We start from the raw sequence: 18,455 nt of genomic DNA, 5'->3' as shown, positions 1-18,455 counted from the left end.
GGCCTTTATGGCGACCATTCTGCTGCAAGCCGCCGGGGCGTTTCTTGGCGGTGTGCTCGGTCCTGTTGGAAGCGCGATTGGGTCGGCCGCCGGCGCTCTGGCCGGCTATGCCATCGACCGGGCCTTGATCGGCAGCACCCGCAACGTGGAAGGACCGCGCGTGACGGGCGCTCGCCCCTTCACGGCGGAGGAGGGGGCTTCGATCCCGCGCGTCTATGGTGCGGCGCGCCTGGGCGGTACCTTGATCTGGGCAACCCATTTCGAGGAAACCCGCACCACGAAACGGCAAGGCTCCAAGGGCGGGGCACGCGTCACCGAGTACGCCTATTTCGCCAATGTCGCCTTTGCGCTGTGCGAAGGTGAAATCGCTGGCGTTCGCCGTATCTGGGCGGATGGCCGCGAAATCGACCGGAGCAATTTCGAGATCAGGATCTATCGCGGAACCGAAGATCAGCCTGTCGATCCGCTGATAGAAGCCAAGCAGGGCAGCGGCAATGCGCCAGCCTATCGCGGTCTTGCCTATGTTGTGATCGATCGCTTTGCGCTAGGCGAATACGGGAACCGGATACCGCAATTCCAGTTTGAAATCCTGCGGCCGGTCGGGGATACGACCAGAAACGTTCGGGCGATCTCGCTCATTCCCGGGGCAACCGAATACGGCCTTTCAGCGGAACTGGTGACGCGTCAGAAACGACCCGGTGAGACTGCGGCCGAGAACCGCCATGTTCTTCATGCCGGAACGGATCTGGCGGCATCGCTCGATGAACTCCAGATGCTTTGCCCCAATCTCGAGCGCGTGGCTCTCGTCGCCACCTGGTATGGCGATGATCTGCGGGCGGGGAACTGCAAGGTTCGTCCGGGCGTGACCAGCCGGCTTTCGGCAGGCTTTTCCCAAAGCTGGAGGGCTTCGGGCGTCAGTCGCGACGCTGCGATGCTTGTGTCGTCGGTTGACGGGAGTGCTGCCTATGGCGGTACGCCATCCGACCGAAGCATCATCTCCGCGATCCGCGAGATCAAGGCGCGTGGCCTGAAAGTGACGCTCTATCCATTCATCATGATGGACATTGCGGCCGGAAACACCTTGCCGGACCCTTATGGAGATGCTGCTCAGGCCAGTTACCCATGGCGCGGCAGGATTACGGGCTATCCGGCTGCTATGCGGCCGGATACCGCCGACAAGACGATGGTGGCGCGAACGCAGGTGTCGGCATTCTGCGGCAGCGCGCAAGGAAATCAGTTCACGGCTTCAGATGGGACGATCCTGTTTTCGGGATCGGCGGATGACTGGGGATATCGACGGTTCGTGCTTCACTTCGCGCATCTGGCACAGGCTGCCGGCGGGATCGATGCCTTCTTGATCGGAACCGAACTGCGCGGACTGACCGCGCTGCGCGACGGAGACGACCAATTCCCGTTCGTCGAGGCGCTGTGCGCGTTGGCAGCCGATGCGCGTGAAATCCTCGGCCCTGGCGCCAGCATCACCTACGGCGCCGATTGGAGTGAATATTTTGGCCATCACCCGGCCGACGGTAGCGGTGACGTCTGCTTTCATCTGGACGCTCTGTGGGCGCATCCGGCCATCGATGCAATCGGCATAGACAACTACATGCCGCTATCGGATTGGCATGACTCGGACTATTTCTCGCAAAATCCCGACGGTTTTTCAGGGCCTTACGACGAAGGCAGGATGAGCGCTGCTATAGCCGGCGGCGAGGGTTACGACTGGTATTATGCCTCTGATGAGGCGCGAAAGCTGCGCGCCCGCTCGCCCATCACGGACGGAGCCTACGGAAAGCCGTGGATTTATCGATACAAGGATCTCGTAAGCTGGTGGAGCAATCCGCATTACGATCGCCTGGCCGGACAGGAGGTCCCGACGCCGACCGATTGGGTGCCGTGTTCCAAGCCGATCTGGTTCACCGAACTCGGCTGCCCCGCGGTGGACAAGGGGCCGAACCAGCCGAACGTCTTTCCAGACCCTAAATCCGCTGAAACCGCGGAGCCGTATTTTTCAAACGGCGGCCGGTCGGATCTGGCACAGCAACGGTTTCTGGATGCTCACTTTCGGCATTGGAATCCGGCAGGGCCGGATTTCATGGATGACAGGAACCCGATCTCCCCGGTCTATGGCGGGCGCATGGTCGATCCGTCGCGCATGTATCTATGGGCGTGGGATGCGCGGCCATTTCCGGCGTTCCCGCTTCGCACCGATATCTGGTCAGATGGCGACAACTGGCAGCGTGGCCATTGGCTGAACGGGCGGCTTCAAAACCCGGGCGTTGGCGCTCTGGTGAACCAGATACTGAAAGATCATGGTCTCCCGCCTGCCGAAGTCTCAAATGCCGATGGCACTATTCACGGCTATGTCATCTCCGACCCGACTACGGCGCGTTCGGTGCTGGAGCCAATCGTCGAACTCTTTGATCTTTCCGTCAGCGAGGAGCCCGATCGGCTCGTCTTTCGCAATGCCGGCTCGCAGGCTTCGGAGCCGGTCGAGATCGAAGAATTGGTCTGGAACAACAGGGATGCCGTGGTTGAAACCGTTCGCGTGCCCGACCATGAACTGCCGGTCGAAGGCATCCTCGCGTTTCGAGATCCGCTGACGGAATACCAGGCGGCATCCGTTAGAACCACTCGCTTCGGGGCGCCGGGCAGCCGGCAGCAGACCGTTTCGTTCCCGGGCGTGCTGGAAAAGGGGCAGGGCCAAGCACTTCTGGCAGACTGGATGCGGCGTGTCTGGTGCGAACGTGAGACCGTGACCTTCGCGGTTGCCGCGCAAACGGTGGACATTGTTCCGAGCGCAATCGTGCGTCTGCCGTCCTTGGCCGGCGGCTCTGAGTTTCTGGTCACAGGAATAGAGGAGGGGCTGGTCCGCAAGGTTGCTGCGCGGCAGATAGTGCGCTCGGCTCCAGTGCCATGGCAATCAGCAAAGATCGAGGCAAAACCGGTGGCTGCGCAACTCGTCGGCCTGCCGCATGTGGAATTCCTCGACTTGCCTGCCTTATCCGGCGGTCTGCCTCAAGATCAGTTCAAGGTCGCGATCTGGCAAAAGCCTTGGAAGAGCCAGTTACTCTTCGTATCCCCGGAAGAGACCGGCTTCGTGCAACGCGCATCGGTTTCCCGCCCGGCCGATGTCGGCCGTTTGGTCGAAGCACTAGCGCCGGGATTTGAGGGGCGCGTTGATCAGGTAGGCTCCATCGTCGTTGAATTGTTCGATGCGGAAGTGGCCAGCGTCAGCCGCCTTCAATATCTGAACGGCGCGAATGCAGCGGCGATCAGGTCGACGGCTGGTATCTGGGAGATCGTGCAGTTCCGGACGGCAGAGGAGATAGCTCCCGATGTCTGGCGGCTTGGCGATCTGTTGCGCGGTCAGTTGGGAACGAACGACGCGATGAAAGCCGGCGCCGCTGCCGGCGCCAGTTTCGTCATGCTGGACGATGCGGTTCAGGCAGCGGGTCTGTTGGCCAGCGAAATCGGCCTTCCTCTCAACTGGCGCGCCGGGCCCGTGGGAGCGGATTTTTCGAGCGCCAGTTTTGTAACGCAATCAGCAAGTGGAGGATTGCGCGCACAGTTGCCGTTGTCGCCAGTCCATCTGCGCGCAACAAGACAGGCGAATGGCGACCTCTCGATTTCTTGGGTGCGGCGGGGTCGCATCGATGCCGATAGCTGGTCACCGAGCGAAATTCCGCTCGGCGAAGAACGCGAGGAGTATCAGATCGAGATCGCCAGGCCGAACGGGGTTGCACTTCGCACCGTGACTGTTTCGGAGCCGAGATGGCTTTATGCGGCAACCTCCATCGCATCGGATCTGGGTGCCGCGTCGGGTGAGATTGACGTGACCGTGAGGCAACTCAGCGTAGCGGTTGGTTGGGGCAACCCGGCCAGCCGGCGGTTTGCGCTGAACTAGAATTCGGTTTCTCCTGAAAAGAAAGAGGCAAGATATGAACGAAAGCAAACCCTGGTATCTTTCGCGCACGATCTGGGCGTCGGTGATAACCGTCATGGCCGCAACGGCCGGACTGATTGGCCTTTCGGTCGACGATGCCGATCAGCTTGTCCTGACGGACACGATACTTCAGGTTGTTACAGGACTGGCGGGCATTGTTGCCATTATTGCACGACTGTCGGCTAGGGACCGGATTGGCTGAAACGACAGGGATAGTCGCAGGCTTGCCAGCCTGCTCCAATACTGCTGATCTATCGTTCATTTCACGTTCAGCAGTCATTGGGTAGAACGACACGCATGAAAACGCTTCGCTCAAAATTCCGGTCTGCTGCCCTGGCGCTCAGCGCCTCAGGCGTATTGTTGTCGGCGGTTTCCTCGCTCCCGGCAAGAGCGGACGAAATTTCCGGCGATCAGCCGCTGATCGTGGCTGCTGCCGACTGCTATTCGATCGGCCAGCAGGTGGCGGCCCAGAATGGCGGCACGCTTGCCAAGGCAAGCTCGGCAACCCGTGGCGGTCAGGCCGTCTGCGTGATCGTTGTGCTGGTGCCCGGCAAGGATGGCGAGCGGCCGCGGCGTTCCGAGTTCGTTGTTCCGCAGAACTGAGTTCCGGTTTGCGTTGTTTCCCCACAACTTGGAATCGGCCTATATCTGACCCTCGGTTGCGGTAACAGGCGAATAAAATCATGCGCATACTGGTCGTAGAAGATGACAAGGACCTGAACCGTCAGGTGTCAGAGGCGCTCAGCGATGCCGGATATGTCGTCGACACGGCATTCGACGGAGAGGAAGGACATTTCCTCGGTGATACCGAACCCTACGACGCCGTCGTGCTCGATATCGGTCTGCCGCAGATGGATGGGATCAGCGTGGTCGAACGCTGGCGGCGCAATGGGCGCAAGATGCCTGTGCTCATTCTCACCGCGCGCGACCGCTGGAGCGACAAGGTTTCCGGCATCGATGCAGGCGCCGACGACTATGTGACGAAGCCCTTCCATATCGAGGAAATCCTGGCGCGTGTGCGTGCGCTCATTCGCAGGGCCGCAGGGCACGCTTCCTCGGAATTGACGTGCGGTCCGTTGAGGCTCGATACGAAGGCCTCGAAAGCGGACGTCAATGGCGTGCCGCTCAAATTGACCTCCCACGAATTCAGGCTGCTTGCCTATCTTATGCATCACATGGGAGAGGTCGTTTCGCGCACCGAACTGGTGGAGCATCTGTACGATCAGGATTTCGATCGGGATTCCAATACGATCGAGGTCTTCGTCGGCCGGCTTCGCAAGAAGATGGGCATCGACATGATCGAGACGGTGCGCGGTATGGGCTATCGCATGCGTGAGCCCAGCGTGTGAGGCCCGGACGTCTCCAGCCATCGATTTTGTCCGGCGGACATAGCAGATGACCGTCGGACCCCGCTCGCTGGCATTTCGCGTCGTCGCCTTTTCAACCATCTGGGCGGTTCTTGCTCTCATCGCCATCTACACGGTGATCGCCACGCTCTATCAGCAGACGAGCGAACGGGGTTTCGAGAGCCTTCTGTCTGCGCATCTCTTCAACCTGATCGGGTCTGTTGGCGTGTCGGAGCCCGGCGTTCTGACCGGTGGCCCTGATCTCGGCGATCTCCGGTTTTCCGAGCCAAATTCGGGCTGGTACTGGGTGGTCGAGCCAGCCTCGCCCGGCCTGAGCGGTTCGCTTCGTTCGCTGTCGATGACGGAGCCGATTCCGTCGCCGACGGCCGAAGAAGTTCCGTTCAATTCCAGCTTCCAGCGCAACTACGAAACCCAGGGCATCGCCGGCGAAGACCTCGAAGTGTTTGAAAGCGAGTTCGTGCTCGACGCGAAAAATCGGATTGCGCGCTTTCGAGTCATGGGTAACCGGACGGAACTGGAAAATGAAATCGGCGTCTTCGAACGACGGCTCGTTACCTATCTCTCGGTGTTTGGCGTGGGGATGATCGCAATCAATGCGATCGCAATTCTGTTGGGCCTGAGACCGCTTGGTCGGGTCCGTGAGGCGTTGGCGATGGTGCGCGAGGGGACCGCCCAAAGACTGGACGGCAAGTTCCCCGCCGAGATCGAACCGCTGGCCAACGAAACCAACGCGCTCATCGATAACAATAGGCGTATCGTCGAGCGATCGCGCACGCAGGTCGGAAATCTGGCGCATTCGCTGAAAACGCCGCTTGCCGTACTCATCAACGAGGGGCGGGCTCTGGGTGGAGCGAAAGGAAAGCTCATCTCCGGTCAGGCGACAGCCATGCAAAGCCAGGTCGATCACTATCTCCAGCGCGCTCGCGTGGCCGCGCAACGCGATAGTGTCGTCTACCGGACGCCCATTTCCCCGGTTATGCACCGGTTGGTGCGGGTGATGGAGAAGCTGAAGCCGGAAAACCAGCTTACGCTCGTCGAACCGCCATCCGAGATAGTATTCGGTGGCGAACGGGAAGACCTGGAGGAAATCGTCGGCAATCTGCTGGAAAATGCCATGAAATGGGCAAAGAGCGCAGTTCGCGTGTCGGTTGACCAGGCAACCCACGGCGAGGATGCGCTGGGCATGTTCTCGATAACGATCGAGGATGATGGACCGGGCATACCGGAGGAAAAGGCGCGCGAAGCGCTTAAACGCGGTCGGCGTCTCGACGAAACCAAGCCAGGCTCGGGTTTGGGCCTTGCGATCGTTGCGGATCTCGTCGACGAATACAGCGGCAAGCTCATGCTCGAACGATCTGCCATGGGTGGTCTTTGTGCCATTGTTCAACTTCGCAGTGTGCAATAGGAAGAATGCGCCGTTCGGCCATAGGCAAGCGGCCAAATTTCGGCCAAATATCAACACTAACGCAACGTCCAAGCCCTTGATCATGGTTGCAAATTCGGAGCTGGTGGTAAGCATGAAATTTCGCGTGACACTGGTTGCCGGACTGCTTGCCGTCTCAGGGTGTACGACGACCGGTTTGTCCGACACGAAAGTGGGCGCTGCTGCCGGCGCCATTGTGGGCGGTGTGACCGGAAATCAGGCCAGTTCGGCAAATGGAAAAGTCGCCTCGACGATCCTCGCTGCGATGGGCAATGGGCTGATTGGTGGCACTGCCGGTGCCGGGATGGACGATCGGGATCGTCGAAGCGCGCTCGAAGCCGAATACAAAGCGCTTGAATACACGCAAAGTGGCCAGCCCGTTTCCTGGAAAAGCGAGCGGTCGGGTTTCTCGGGTCAGGTGGTCGCGGCGCAACCTTACCGCGTCGGATCCCAGGATTGCCGCCAGTATACCCATACCGTTTACGCTTCCGGGCAGACCCGAACCGCGCGTGGGACAGCCTGCCGAAACACCGACGGCAGCTGGACTCCGCTGACCTGACGCCCTTTCAGCGTGTTGGCATAAGGTAGGGTTGGACGCTAATCCGCCGCAGGCGGATGATGTTGGCATGGAATCTGGTGGCGTCTATTAAGAGTGCATGATGTTCTGGATCGTTGCAGCCCTGCTCACGCTCGGTGCGAGCCTCGCGGTTTTATTGCCGCTTGCTAGCCGGCCGAAGGGCGATTCTGGCGGCAATGAGCATGATCTTGAGGTTTACAGGGATCAGCTCTCGGAACTTGACCGGGATATGGTAAGGGGTCTGATCGCTCCCGCGGATGCGGAGCAGGCTCGCGCGGAGATTGCGCGCAGGATCATCCGGGCCGGAAGCAACGAAGGCGGAAGTGTTTCTCTGCCGCGCTTTGCGGCGAGCGGTCGGATGCTCGGCGGTGTGGCCGTCCTTGCCATTCCATTGATAAGCTGGGGGCTCTATGCGGCTATCGGGTCGCCGGATCTCCCTTCTCAACCGCTTCGGGGAAGATTGGCGCAAAGCCCGGCCGACAGTTCGGTCGATGAGCTGATTGCTCGGGCGGAGGGCCATCTCGCTGCCAACCCACAGGACGGGCGTGGCTGGGATGTGCTGGCGCCGGTGTACCTGAGGCTGGGTCGTTTCGACGAAGCCGCCACGGCCTATCGCAATGCCATTCGGCTGGAGGGCTCCACCGCCGCGCGTGAAGCAGGCTTGGGCGAAGCGATTACCGATGCCGGTGAAGGAATTGTGTCTTCAGACGCACAGCGTGCTTTCGAAAGGGCGCTGAAGCTCGAGCCTATGCAACCGAAAGCAAGCTTTTATCTGGCCACTGCGCTGGTTCAGGATGGCAAGATGACCGAGGCCGCCAAGGCTTGGGAGGCCATGCTTACGCTCCTTCCCGGTGATTCACCTTGGCGGAGCCCGACAGAACAGGCGCTGGCCGAGACCAGGAAGCGCCTTGCGGAAGCTGGCCCGCAAAAGCCCTCCGTCGGCCCTACCCAGACCGAGATCGATGCCGCGGCTTCAATGTCGCAGACGGACCGGAACGCCATGATTGAAACCATGGTGGCAGGGCTGGACGAAAAGCTGCGCGAGAATCCAAATGATCCGGAAGGCTGGATGCGGCTTGTTCGTTCATATCTCGTACTCGGCAAAAAGGACGATGCGCGCGCAGCGTTCAATCGCGGCCTGGCCGCTTTGGGCGCTTCGAGCGAGGACGGTCGGAAATTCGCCGGATTTGCGGCCACCCTTGGCCTTTCGGCCACGGAGTAGCTGGCATGACGCGCAAACAGAAGAGATTGTCGATCATCGCAGCGGGTGCCGGATTTCTGATCGCGGCGACCGGCCTGACATTCTATGCGCTCGGCCAGAAGGCATCCTATTTCTACATGCCCGCCGACCTTCAGACGGCCACACTTGAACCCGGTCAGCGTATTCGCCTCGGCGGCCTTGTCGAAAAAGGCACGATCATTCGAGGGCAGGGTACACAGGTCAGCTTTGGCGTAACCGACAAGGAAAATTCGGTTAAAGTGACCTACACCGGAATTCTTCCCGATCTCTTTCGGGAAGATCAGGGCGTGATCACCGAAGGTACCTTTGGCGCCGACGGCGTCTTTGTCGCCGACAGCGTGCTTGCCAAGCATGACGAGAACTACATGCCGAAGGAAGTCGCCGACAGCCTGAAAGCCAAGGGCGTCTGGCAGGATGAACAGGCAGGGGGCGGTTCGTAATGGTTGAAACCGGTCACTTTGCGCTCGTTCTGGCCTTTGCACTGGCCCTGGTTCAGTCGCTGGTTCCATTGTTTGGCGCGCGCACCGGCAATGAGCGGTTGATGGCTGTAGGCGGCCCGGTCGCGGTTACCGGTTTTGCACTGACGGCGCTTTCGTTCGCCGCTCTCACCATGGCCTATGTGCAATCCGATTTCTCGGTCGCCAATGTATGGGAGAACTCGCATTCTCTCAAACCCATGCTGTTCAAGATCACCGGCACATGGGGCAACCACGAAGGCTCGATGCTGCTCTGGGTGCTGATCCTGACGTTCTTTGGCGCGCTGGTCGCAGTGTTTGGCACCAACCTTCCAAACACGCTGCGCGCCAATGTCCTCGCGGTTCAAGGCTGGATCGGCGCGGCGTTCTTCCTGTTTATCCTCGCGACGTCCAACCCTTTCGCACGGCTGGTGCCGGCGCCTATCGAAGGACGGGACTTGAACCCGATCCTGCAGGATATCGGCCTGGCGATACACCCGCCGCTTTTGTATCTCGGCTATGTCGGGTTCTCCGTCTGCTTTTCCTTCGCGGTTGCGGCCCTGATCGAAGGCAAGATCGACGCTGCGTGGGCGCGATGGGTGCGTCCATGGACGCTGGCGGCGTGGCTGTTCCTGACCGGCGGCATCGCGATGGGATCGTATTGGGCCTACTACGAACTTGGCTGGGGCGGTTTCTGGTTCTGGGACCCGGTCGAGAATGCGTCCTTCATGCCGTGGCTCGCCGGAACAGCGCTGCTCCATTCAGCAATCGTCATGGAAAAGCGCTCGGCCCTGAAAATATGGACGCTGCTTCTGGCGATCCTGACTTTCTCGCTTTCGCTGCTCGGAACCTTCCTTGTTCGGTCGGGCGTGCTGACTTCGGTTCACGCATTCGCCACCGACCCGAGCCGCGGCGTTTTCATCCTGTGCATCCTGATGCTGTTTATTGGCGGCTCGCTGACGCTCTTTGCCCTGCGGGCCGGCAGCTTGACCACCGGCGGAATGTTTCAGCCGGTTTCCCGAGAGGGCGCTCTCGTCCTCAACAATCTTTTCCTGACGACGGCTGCCGCCACTGTTCTCATAGGTACGCTCTACCCGCTGGTCATCGAAGCGATTACCGGCGACAAGATTTCGGTCGGCGCACCTTTCTTCAACCTTACCTTCGGCTCACTGATGGTTCCGCTGCTGATGCTCGTCCCGTTCGGGCCGCTTCTGGCGTGGAAGCGCGGTGACATCTTCGGTGCGGCTCAAAGGCTGATGTTCGCCTTCGGCGGCGCGTTGCTGGCCGTGTTGGTCACGATGCTCGCTGTCGAGGGGGAAACGGTTTTCGCTGCCCTCGGCATCGGGTTGGCGTTCTGGCTCATTCTTGGCGCGCTCACTGATATCGTCCTGAAGTCCGGCTTCGGCATTGTTCCTCCGCGCGTCATGTTGAGCCGCTTTGTTGGCCTGCCGCGATCGGTGTTCGGCACCACTCTTGCTCATCTGGGTGTCGGGCTTTCCGTACTTGGGATCGTTGGAGTCGTCTCGTTCGAGACCGAAAAGATATTGACCATGCGTGCTGGCGAGACTGTCGAGCTTTCCGGCCATACGGTGCGCTTCGAAGGCCTGCATCCTTCCCAGGGACCGAATTATACGGAAGATCAGGGACGCTTCGTGATTCTTGGTGCGAGCGGAAATGCAACGGGCGAAATCATCTCGTCCAAGCGCTTTTATCCTGCCCGCCGCATGCCGACGACTGAGGCCGGCATCAAGACGATGGGTTTCAGTCAGCTCTACATTTCGCTGGGCGACGAGACGACGGATGGCGCCGTGGTCGTTCGTATGTGGTGGAAGCCGATGGTCACGCTGATCTGGCTTGGCGGGCTGGTGATGATGATAGCGGGCGCCATATCGTTGACCGACCGGCGGCTGCGCGTCGGCGCACCGGCACGGCGGGCGAAGCCTGTCAGGCCGAGCCCTGCGACCTCATGAAGCGCGCGTCGCCTTTCGCCGCCGTCGCGCTGCTGCTGGCCATGGTCTGGAGCGGCGCGGCCTATGCGGTGTTGCCCAACGAAGTTCTGCAGGACCCTGCTCTTGAGGCACGTGCGCGCCTGCTTTCCGAAGAACTGCGCTGCATGGTCTGCCAGAACCAGTCCATAGATATGTCGGATGCCGAACTTGCCCATGATCTGCGGGTATTGGTCAGAGAGCGCCTGGTTGCCGGCGACAACGACGTGCAGGTTCTGGATTATGTCGTTGCCCGCTATGGTGAGTTCGTCCTGTTGAAGCCGCGTTTCAGCTTGCGCAATGCGCTGCTGTGGGGGGCGCCGCTGATCCTGCTTCTGTGTGGCGGCGTGGTGATGTTCTATGCCGCCAGAAACCGGCGCGTTTCCGAGGTGCCGGCGCTTACGGCCAGGGAAAACGAAGCGCTCGAAGAAATACTACGCAAGGATTGAAAGCCGCTAGGCTCTGATGAAACATTACGAAAGTTTCATCCGGCGGAAAGAGCGTTGTAATGTAGGTTTCTCTATCCATCTCTTGGAGGATGCGGTTCAGACGCATCCCTTTGAAGAGGATAGTTTCATGACCAACTCCCCCAAGCCCGTTTCGAAGACCCGCAGCCGGCTGTTGGCCGCCGCTGCTTGGCTCGCCATAGCCGGCGCGATCGGCATTGGCGCGGTCACCTCCGGCACCGCTCCGGTTTTTGCCGAAGCTGTGCGCGTCGATGCCCCCCAGGCCCCCGGTTTTGCTGATGTGGTCGAGCGTGTAACGCCCGCAGTCGTCAGCGTTCGGGTGAAGGCCAAAATCCAGCCGACCTCCGATGACGGTGGCGATTTCACGCCCGGACAGCGCGGCTTCGACGATCTCCCCAACGATCATCCGATGAAGCGCTTCTTTCGCCAGTTCCGTGGCGATGGCGAAGGCGAACAGCGCGGCCAAAGGCGTTTCAACCGCCCGGACCGTGAGCGTGGCCCGCGACCCGTTTCGCAAGGGTCCGGCTTTTTCATTTCCGAAGACGGCTATCTCGTCACCAACAATCACGTTGTCGACGGAGGCTCATCCTTCACCGTGGTGATGGATGACGGCAAGGAACTCGATGCCAAGCTGATCGGTTCCGATCAGCGTACCGACCTCGCTGTTCTGAAGGTCGAAGGCGATGGTAAGTTCACCTATGTCGATTTTGCCGATGACTCCAAGGTTCGCGTTGGTGACTGGGTCGTGGCGATCGGCAATCCCTTCGGCCTGGGCGGCACGGTTACGGCGGGCATCGTCTCGGCGCGTGGCCGTGACATTGGCGCCGGCCCCTACGACGACTTCATCCAGATCGACGCGGCAGTGAACCGTGGCAACTCCGGCGGCCCTGCCTTCAATCTCAGTGGCCAGGTCGTCGGCATCAATACGGCCATCTTCTCGCCTTCAGGCGGCAATGTCGGCATCGCCTTTGCGATTCCGGCCTCCACGGCCAAGGTCGTGGTTCAGGACCTGATGAAGAACGGCTCCGTGCAGCGCGGCTGGCTTGGTGTCCAGATCCAGCCTGTCAGCCCGGAAATCGCGGAGTCGCTCGGCCTGAGTGGCGCCAAGGGTGCTTTGGTCTCCGAGGCGCAGGATGATGGCCCGGCCAAAAAGGTTGGCATCGTAGCCGGCGATGTTATCACCCAGATCAACGGCAAGGACGTAGCCTCGCCCCGCGAGCTCGCCCGTCTCATCGGCGGCTTCGCGCCCGGCAGTTCGGTCGACGTTACGCTTTGGCGCAATGGCAAGTCGGAAACCGTCAAGCTCGACCTTGGCGAATTGCCCGGCTCCGACAAGCAGGCGTCGAACGACCAGCAGTCTGCGCCTGAAGTGCCGGCGGATGCGCTTGCCGATCTCGGCCTGACCGTCACCGGTGCGGATAACGGCAAGGGTCTGGTCGTGACCGCCGTCGAACCGGACAGCGACGCTGCCGAGCGCGGCATCCAGGCTGGCGACGTCATCATGGCGGTGAACTCGGTCGAGGTGAAGAGCGCCGACGATGTCACCAAGGCTATGTCCGATGCCTCCAAGGCCGGCCGCAAGGCAGTGCTGGTGCAGGTCACGCGTGACGATGCCAATCGCTTCGTTACACTGCCGGTAGCGAAGGGCTGACCCGCAGATAGAGTTCCTTCGGCGCGGCGATTTCAACACCCCCGGGCGCTGCGCCGGAGAAAAAGGGGCAGGCGCGATTTGTCAGTCCGCATCGGCTCCAGCGGCAACAGGCTCCCATCGGCCTGTTGCCGCGAACTTCCGGAGATCGCGAATGAACGCTAACATCATGGAACAGGCAGAAATCGCGTATAGTGGTGCGATGAAGATTCTCGTTATCGAAGACGACCGCGAGGCGGCGGAGTATCTGGAAAAGGCGCTTGCCGAGGCAGGGCACACGGCCCATGTCGCCGGCGATGGCGAAACAGGCTTCGCGCTGGCCGATTCCGGTGACTACGATGCCATGATCGTAGACCGCATGCTGCCGCGCCGTGACGGGCTTTCCGTGATCGCCGGGCTTAGATCGCGCGGCAACACCACGCCAGTGCTTATCCTATCAGCGCTGGGCGAAGTCGACGATCGGGTCACGGGCCTGCGCGCCGGCGGTGACGACTACCTGACAAAGCCTTACGCATTCTCCGAGTTGCTGGCGCGGATCGAAGTCCTCAACCGCCGCGCTGCCTCCCGCGAGGCGGAGACGGTCTATCGGACCGGCGATTTGGAGCTCGACCGTCTCTCCCACACCGTTCGCCGCGCTTCGCAGGACATTACGCTTCAACCGCGCGAATTCAGGTTGCTCGAATACCTCATGCGCCACGCCGGCCAAGTGGTTACGCGCACCATGCTGCTGGAAAATGTCTGGGACTATCACTTCGATCCGCAGACAAATGTCATCGACGTGCACGTCTCGCGATTACGCGGCAAGATAGAAAAGGGCTTCGACAGTCCGATACTGCATACGGTTCGTGGTGCGGGCTACATGCTCAAGGCCGGATAACACATGGCCTTGCGACTGCCTGCCATCATGAAAACGACGGCAGCCCGGCTGTCGGCACTTTATCTGATCCTTTTCACGCTGTGTGCGGTTCTTCTGGTCTTCTACATGACGTCCCTGTCGGCGCGCATGCTGACGGGGCAGACCATGGAGACGATCAACGAGGAAGTGCAGGGCCTTGGCAGCGCCTATCAACGCGGCGGGCTGCCGCTGCTGGTGCGCACGATCGAGAGGCGCTCGCGCCAGCCGGGTGCCAATCTCTATTTGATTGCCGACGCCAATGGCCGCATCCTTTCGGGCAATGTCCAGAGCCTGCAGCCCGGCGTGCTCAACACCGATGGCTGGACCGAGATACCGTTTTCCTACCAGCGATTCGGGGAAGGCACCGACCGGCGCAGTACCAACTCGGCCGATCCCGAGCCGGCCCAGATGGACGTCGAGGCGCGGCACAATGCGATCGCCGTCGTGCTCAGATTGCCCAACCAGATGATCGTGATGGTCGGCCGTGACCTTGGCGAGCCGGAACGCTTCCGTGCCGTCGTGCGCCGAGCCCTGATGGTCGCGCTCGGCATGATGGGATTGGGTGCGGCACTCATCTGGTATTTCGTCGGTCGAACGGCGCTGCGCCACATCGACAACGTCTCGGAGGCAAGCCGCCGTATCATGGGTGGCGACCTGTCAGGCCGTCTGCCGGTGACCGGCGCCGGCGACGAATTCGACCGTCTGTCCGAAAACCTCAACACCATGCTGGCGCGCATCGCCAATCTGAACGAGGGGCTGAAACAGGTCTCCGACAACATCGCCCATGACCTGAAGACGCCGCTGACCCGGCTGCGCAATCGCGCGGAGGCCGCCTTGTCGGGCCAGCAGAAGCCGACCGAATATCGTGCCGCACTTGAAGGCACGATCGCCGAATCCGATCAGTTGATCCGGACCTTCAACGCCATACTGATGATCTCGCGGCTGGAAGCCGGCTATTCCGCCGAGGCGGTTTCGAAGGTCGATCTTGCCGCCGCCGTCTGCGACGTGGTCGAGCTTTACGAGCCGGTGGCCGAAGAAGCGGGCGTCGGGCTGGAAACAGCGGTCGACGGCTCCTTCATTGTCGATGGCAATCGGGAACTGGTTGCCCAGGCGCTGTCCAACATCGTCGACAATGCGATTAAATATTCGGTGGACTCGACCGAAAAGCCCATGGTTCGGGTAACGCTTGAAAGAGTGGCCGCCGAAATCAGGCTCAACGTTATCGACAATGGTCAGGGCATTCCCGACGATGGCGACCGCGAACGCGTGACCGAACGCTTCGTGCGGCTGGAAAAGAGCCGCTCGCAACCGGGCTCCGGCTTGGGGCTCAGCCTCGCCAAGGCAATCATGAAATTTCACCATGGCCGGCTCGAACTTTCGTCAGCCAATCCGGGATTATCTGTCATTATGACCTTCCCACAGAGGGAGGCGGGTAAATGACGGCAGGGTCGGCGGCGAAGACGGTGAAAGCGGAAACCGGGAGCTGGTTCAAAGGACCGGTTGCAAACTTGGCGCCGTTGGATCGCGGGCGGGCCAGACGCGAACTTTCCGAGATTGCCTCTGCCGCCGAGGATGAAGGTTTTCCGCGGGTCGCAGAATTACTGGCCGGGAAAAGCAGGCGGGCCGCATTTTTGGAAGCGGTTTTCGACCTTTCCAGTTTTATGCGCGATTGCGCCCGAAAGCGGCCGGACATCCTCGATGCGCTGTTCGACGAGACCGTTGACGAGCGTCTGCTTTCGATCCGGGCCGCTATCGACGCCGCGGCGCGCGCGGAGGATGTCTCGGAAAAGACGCTGATGATGGCGCTGCGCAAGCTCAAGATGGAAGCGCATTTCCTGATCGCGCTCGCCGATCTTGCGGTTGAAGCCGACACCGCGACCACTGTTCGCCGCCTGAGCGACCTGGCGGATGCGTGCACGAGCGCAGCAGTGGATTTCCTGCTTCGCGAAGCGCATTTCCAGGGCAAGCTGAAACTGCCAGATCCGGAAAACCCGTCCGAAGGGTCAGGCTGGATACTGCTCGGCATGGGCAAGCTCGGGGCGCATGAGCTGAATTTTTCGTCCGATATCGATCTGGTCGTGTTCTTCGAGCCTGAGGCTCCGGCGGTTATCGATCCGCTCGACGCGTCCGAGCTTTTTGCGCGGCTGACGCGGCGTCTGGTGCGCATTCTTCAGGACCGAACCGAGCATGGCTATGTCTTCCGCACCGATCTGCGGCTGCGGCCGGACCCCGGCTCGACGCCGCTCGCGATCCCGGTTCAAGCGGCGCTGCTCTATTACGAGAGCCGAGGCCAGAACTGGGAGCGCGCCGCCATGATCAAGGCGCGCCCGGTTGCCGGCGATTTGAAAGCGGGTGCTGCCTTCCTTAGGGAATTGCAGCCCTATGTCTGGCGCAAATATATGGACTATGCCGCGATCGCCGATGTTCATTCCATCAAGCGTCAGATCCACGCCCACAAGGGTCACGGCGAAATCGCGGTGAAGGGGCACAACGTCAAACTCGGACGCGGCGGCATTCGCGAGATCGAATTTTTCGTCCAGACCCAGCAATTGATCGCGGGCGGGCGTTTTCCGGAATTGCGTGGCCGCGAGACGGTTCCCATGCTCGGCCAGCTTGCCGCGCGCGGCTGGATCACCGCCGAGGCGAGGGACGCGCTGACGCGCCAATATTGGTTCCTGCGCCGTGTCGAGCACGCGATCCAGATGGTGGCCGACGAGCAGTCGCACACTTTGCCCGAAGATGATGAGGGCCTGGAGCGCATCGCCCATATGCTGGGGTTTGCGGACGCCGAGGCATTCTCGAAGGAGTTTCGGGCGTCGCTGCAGCAGGTCGAGCAGCATTACGCGGCTCTTTTTGAAACTGCCCCGGAATTGTCCTCCGGCATCGGCAATCTTGTCTTCACCGGTGATGTCGACGATCCCGACACGCTTCAAACCTTGCACCGGCTCGGCTTCGAACGGCCCAGCGACATTTGCCGCGTAATCCGCACCTGGCATTTCGGGCGCTATCGCGCCACGCAATCGGCCGAGGCCCGCGAAAGGTTGACCGAACTGACGCCGGCCCTGCTCGAAGCCTTCGGCAAGACGCGGCGCGCGGACGAAGCGTTGATGCGCTTCAACGATTTTCTGGTCGGGCTACCAGCCGGCATTCAGCTTTTTTCGCTGTTGCAATCCAATCCGGCACTTTTGAAGTTGCTGGCGACGATCATGGGCGCCGCACCCCGGCTGGCGGGCATCATCACGCGGCGGCCGCATGTGTTCGACGGCCTGCTCGATCCGGCTCTTTTGTCCGAACTGCCCGACAGGGCCTATCTGGCAGGCCGGCTTGCAGCCTTCCTGGAAGCCGCGAAGACCTATGAGGAAACGCTCGACCGGCTGCGCATCTTTGCCGCCGAGCAGAAATTTCTTATCGGCGTGCGCCTGCTGGCAGGCTCCATCGACGCCGGGAGGGCCGGAAGGGCCTTTTCCGATCTCGCCGACCTGACGATTGGCGCGGCACTCGATGCAGTGATCGAGGAGTTTTCGTCGCGCCACGGCAAAGTGAAGGGCGGCAAGACTGCGATCCTCGGCATGGGCAAGCTTGGTAGCCGCGAGCTTACCGCCGGCTCGGACGTCGATCTTATCCTGCTCTACGACCATGACGCCGATGCTGATGAATCCGATGGCGAAAAGCCGCTCGCGCCCTCGCATTACTATACACGCCTGACCCAACGTCTGATTGCCGCCGTTTCCGCGCCCACTGCCGAGGGCGTTCTCTACGAGCTCGATTTGCGGCTGCGGCCTTCGGGCAACAAGGGCCCGGTGGCCACCCATATCGATGCATTCCGCAAGTATCAGCGTGGAGAAGCCTGGACCTGGGAGCATATGGCCCTAACGCGTGCTCGTGCCGTGACCGGCGACCAAACCCTTTGCCTCGCGGCCGAGGCGGAGGTGTCCGAAATCATCGCCTTGCCACGCGATGCAGTCAAAGTCGCCAAGGAAGCGGGCGACATGCGCAAGATGATCGAGGAGGAAAAGCCGCCAAAGGATATCTGGGACATCAAGCTCATTCCTGGCGGCCAGATCGATCTTGAATTCATCGCCCAGGTTGCCGTTCTGACCGGCGCGGTGGTGGCCGGAGACCGCACCACCGGCACCGGAGAAATTCTGGCGCGGCTTGCGCCCCGCTTTGCCGACGCACAGGTCCGGCAGGAACTTGTTGAAGCCTATACGCTCTATCTGTCGCTGACGCAGATGATCAGGCTCTGCCTGACCGGCCATTTCGAGCGGCAGGATGTGCCGCCCGGCCTTTCAGATATGCTTTTGGCGATTACCGACCTTCCGGATTTCAGCGTCCTTGAGGCACACCTCAAGGAGACATCACAAAGGGTCAGAACGCATTTCGACCTGTTGTTGCACGCGAAACGAAAGTGACGCCGAGACGAAATGCCGATCCGCAAGAGCTGGCGTAAAA

At 60.9% G+C, this 18,455-nt stretch carries 14 protein-coding genes; all 14 read left to right on the top strand.

Translation table 11 applies throughout. The features are described 5' to 3' along the window. Positions 1-7: 7 nt before the first annotated feature. The 14 genes from WBQ96_RS04625 (at position 8) to WBQ96_RS04560 (ending at position 18,415) form a co-directional block, all read left to right on the top strand. Positions 8-3,907, top strand: a complete 3,900-nt coding sequence (locus WBQ96_RS04625) for a baseplate multidomain protein megatron (protein ID WP_336547810.1) — start codon at positions 8-10, stop codon at positions 3,905-3,907. Between the two features lie 34 nt (positions 3,908-3,941). Further along, a complete protein-coding gene (locus tag WBQ96_RS04620) occupies positions 3,942-4,148 on the top strand; it encodes a hypothetical protein (RefSeq protein ID WP_336547808.1) in 207 nt (68 codons plus the stop codon). A gap of 95 nt (positions 4,149-4,243) precedes the next feature. After that, positions 4,244-4,549 (top strand): hypothetical protein, encoded by a 306-nt coding sequence (locus WBQ96_RS04615; protein WP_165115361.1) that lies wholly within the window; start codon positions 4,244-4,246, stop codon positions 4,547-4,549. An 80-nt stretch (positions 4,550-4,629) separates the two neighbouring features. Further along, positions 4,630-5,295, top strand: a complete 666-nt coding sequence (locus WBQ96_RS04610) for a response regulator transcription factor (RefSeq protein ID WP_091913898.1) — start codon at positions 4,630-4,632, stop codon at positions 5,293-5,295. A gap of 46 nt (positions 5,296-5,341) precedes the next feature. Further along, positions 5,342-6,718 (top strand): ATP-binding protein, encoded by a 1,377-nt coding sequence (locus WBQ96_RS04605; protein ID WP_336547804.1) that lies wholly within the window; start codon positions 5,342-5,344, stop codon positions 6,716-6,718. Positions 6,719-6,800: 82 nt separating this feature from the next. Beyond that, complete coding sequence (locus tag WBQ96_RS04600) at positions 6,801-7,295, top strand: hypothetical protein (protein WP_337035871.1); 495 nt, start codon at positions 6,801-6,803, stop codon at positions 7,293-7,295. 97 nt (positions 7,296-7,392) lie between these two features. Next, complete coding sequence (gene ccmI, locus WBQ96_RS04595; protein WP_336547800.1) at positions 7,393-8,535, top strand: c-type cytochrome biogenesis protein CcmI; 1,143 nt, start codon at positions 7,393-7,395, stop codon at positions 8,533-8,535. Between the two features lie 5 nt (positions 8,536-8,540). Beyond that, positions 8,541-8,993: a cytochrome c maturation protein CcmE gene (ccmE, locus tag WBQ96_RS04590; protein WP_165115369.1), complete on the top strand. Its 453-nt coding sequence runs from the start codon at positions 8,541-8,543 to the stop codon at positions 8,991-8,993. After that, positions 8,993-10,978, top strand: coding sequence for a heme lyase CcmF/NrfE family subunit (locus WBQ96_RS04585; protein ID WP_336547798.1), 1,986 nt, complete (start codon positions 8,993-8,995; stop codon positions 10,976-10,978). The genes ccmE and WBQ96_RS04585 overlap by 1 nt, the downstream gene beginning before the upstream one ends. Beyond that, positions 10,975-11,442: a cytochrome c-type biogenesis protein gene (locus WBQ96_RS04580; protein WP_336547796.1), complete on the top strand. Its 468-nt coding sequence runs from the start codon at positions 10,975-10,977 to the stop codon at positions 11,440-11,442. The genes WBQ96_RS04585 and WBQ96_RS04580 overlap by 4 nt, the downstream gene beginning before the upstream one ends. 127 nt (positions 11,443-11,569) lie before the next feature. Next, entirely contained in the window at positions 11,570-13,111 is a 1,542-nt protein-coding gene (locus tag WBQ96_RS04575) for a DegQ family serine endoprotease (RefSeq protein WP_336547794.1), read from the top strand. Positions 13,112-13,310: 199 nt separating this feature from the next. Then, the gene (locus WBQ96_RS04570; protein ID WP_091914086.1) at positions 13,311-13,985 is read left to right on the top strand and encodes a response regulator transcription factor; all 675 of its coding nucleotides are present in this window, start codon (positions 13,311-13,313) and stop codon (positions 13,983-13,985) included. Between the two features lie 3 nt (positions 13,986-13,988). Continuing rightward, complete coding sequence (locus WBQ96_RS04565; RefSeq protein ID WP_336547792.1) at positions 13,989-15,443, top strand: ATP-binding protein; 1,455 nt, start codon at positions 13,989-13,991, stop codon at positions 15,441-15,443. Then, on the top strand, positions 15,440-18,415 hold the full coding sequence (locus tag WBQ96_RS04560; RefSeq protein WP_336547790.1) for a bifunctional [glutamine synthetase] adenylyltransferase/[glutamine synthetase]-adenylyl-L-tyrosine phosphorylase: 2,976 nt from the start codon (positions 15,440-15,442) through the stop codon (positions 18,413-18,415). The genes WBQ96_RS04565 and WBQ96_RS04560 overlap by 4 nt, the downstream gene beginning before the upstream one ends. Positions 18,416-18,455 lie beyond the last annotated feature (40 nt).

The sequence above is a fragment of the Mesorhizobium sp. CCNWLY176 genome, assembly GCF_037153935.1.
GTDB lineage: Bacteria > Pseudomonadota > Alphaproteobacteria > Rhizobiales > Rhizobiaceae > Mesorhizobium_M > Mesorhizobium_M zhangyense.
This window is presented reverse-complemented; position numbering and strand designations above follow the sequence as displayed.

What these genes read in the sequence shown, in the direction of transcription:
- WBQ96_RS04610 (WP_091913898.1), top strand. Translation starts at nt 4,630, where the DNA reads ATGCGCATACTGGTCGTAGAAGATGACAAGGACCTGAACCGTCAGGTG.
- WBQ96_RS04615 (WP_165115361.1), top strand. Translation starts at nt 4,244, where the DNA reads ATGAAAACGCTTCGCTCAAAATTCCGGTCTGCTGCCCTGGCGCTCAGC.
- ccmI (WP_336547800.1), top strand. Translation starts at nt 7,393, where the DNA reads ATGATGTTCTGGATCGTTGCAGCCCTGCTCACGCTCGGTGCGAGCCTC.
- WBQ96_RS04560 (WP_336547790.1), top strand. Translation starts at nt 15,440, where the DNA reads ATGACGGCAGGGTCGGCGGCGAAGACGGTGAAAGCGGAAACCGGGAGC.
- WBQ96_RS04620 (WP_336547808.1), top strand. Translation starts at nt 3,942, where the DNA reads ATGAACGAAAGCAAACCCTGGTATCTTTCGCGCACGATCTGGGCGTCG.
- WBQ96_RS04625 (WP_336547810.1), top strand. Translation starts at nt 8, where the DNA reads ATGGCGACCATTCTGCTGCAAGCCGCCGGGGCGTTTCTTGGCGGTGTG.
- WBQ96_RS04570 (WP_091914086.1), top strand. Translation starts at nt 13,311, where the DNA reads ATGAAGATTCTCGTTATCGAAGACGACCGCGAGGCGGCGGAGTATCTG.
- WBQ96_RS04580 (WP_336547796.1), top strand. Translation starts at nt 10,975, where the DNA reads ATGAAGCGCGCGTCGCCTTTCGCCGCCGTCGCGCTGCTGCTGGCCATG.
- WBQ96_RS04565 (WP_336547792.1), top strand. Translation starts at nt 13,989, where the DNA reads ATGGCCTTGCGACTGCCTGCCATCATGAAAACGACGGCAGCCCGGCTG.
- ccmE (WP_165115369.1), top strand. Translation starts at nt 8,541, where the DNA reads ATGACGCGCAAACAGAAGAGATTGTCGATCATCGCAGCGGGTGCCGGA.
- WBQ96_RS04585 (WP_336547798.1), top strand. Translation starts at nt 8,993, where the DNA reads ATGGTTGAAACCGGTCACTTTGCGCTCGTTCTGGCCTTTGCACTGGCC.
- WBQ96_RS04600 (WP_337035871.1), top strand. Translation starts at nt 6,801, where the DNA reads ATGGTTGCAAATTCGGAGCTGGTGGTAAGCATGAAATTTCGCGTGACA.
- WBQ96_RS04575 (WP_336547794.1), top strand. Translation starts at nt 11,570, where the DNA reads ATGACCAACTCCCCCAAGCCCGTTTCGAAGACCCGCAGCCGGCTGTTG.
- WBQ96_RS04605 (WP_336547804.1), top strand. Translation starts at nt 5,342, where the DNA reads ATGACCGTCGGACCCCGCTCGCTGGCATTTCGCGTCGTCGCCTTTTCA.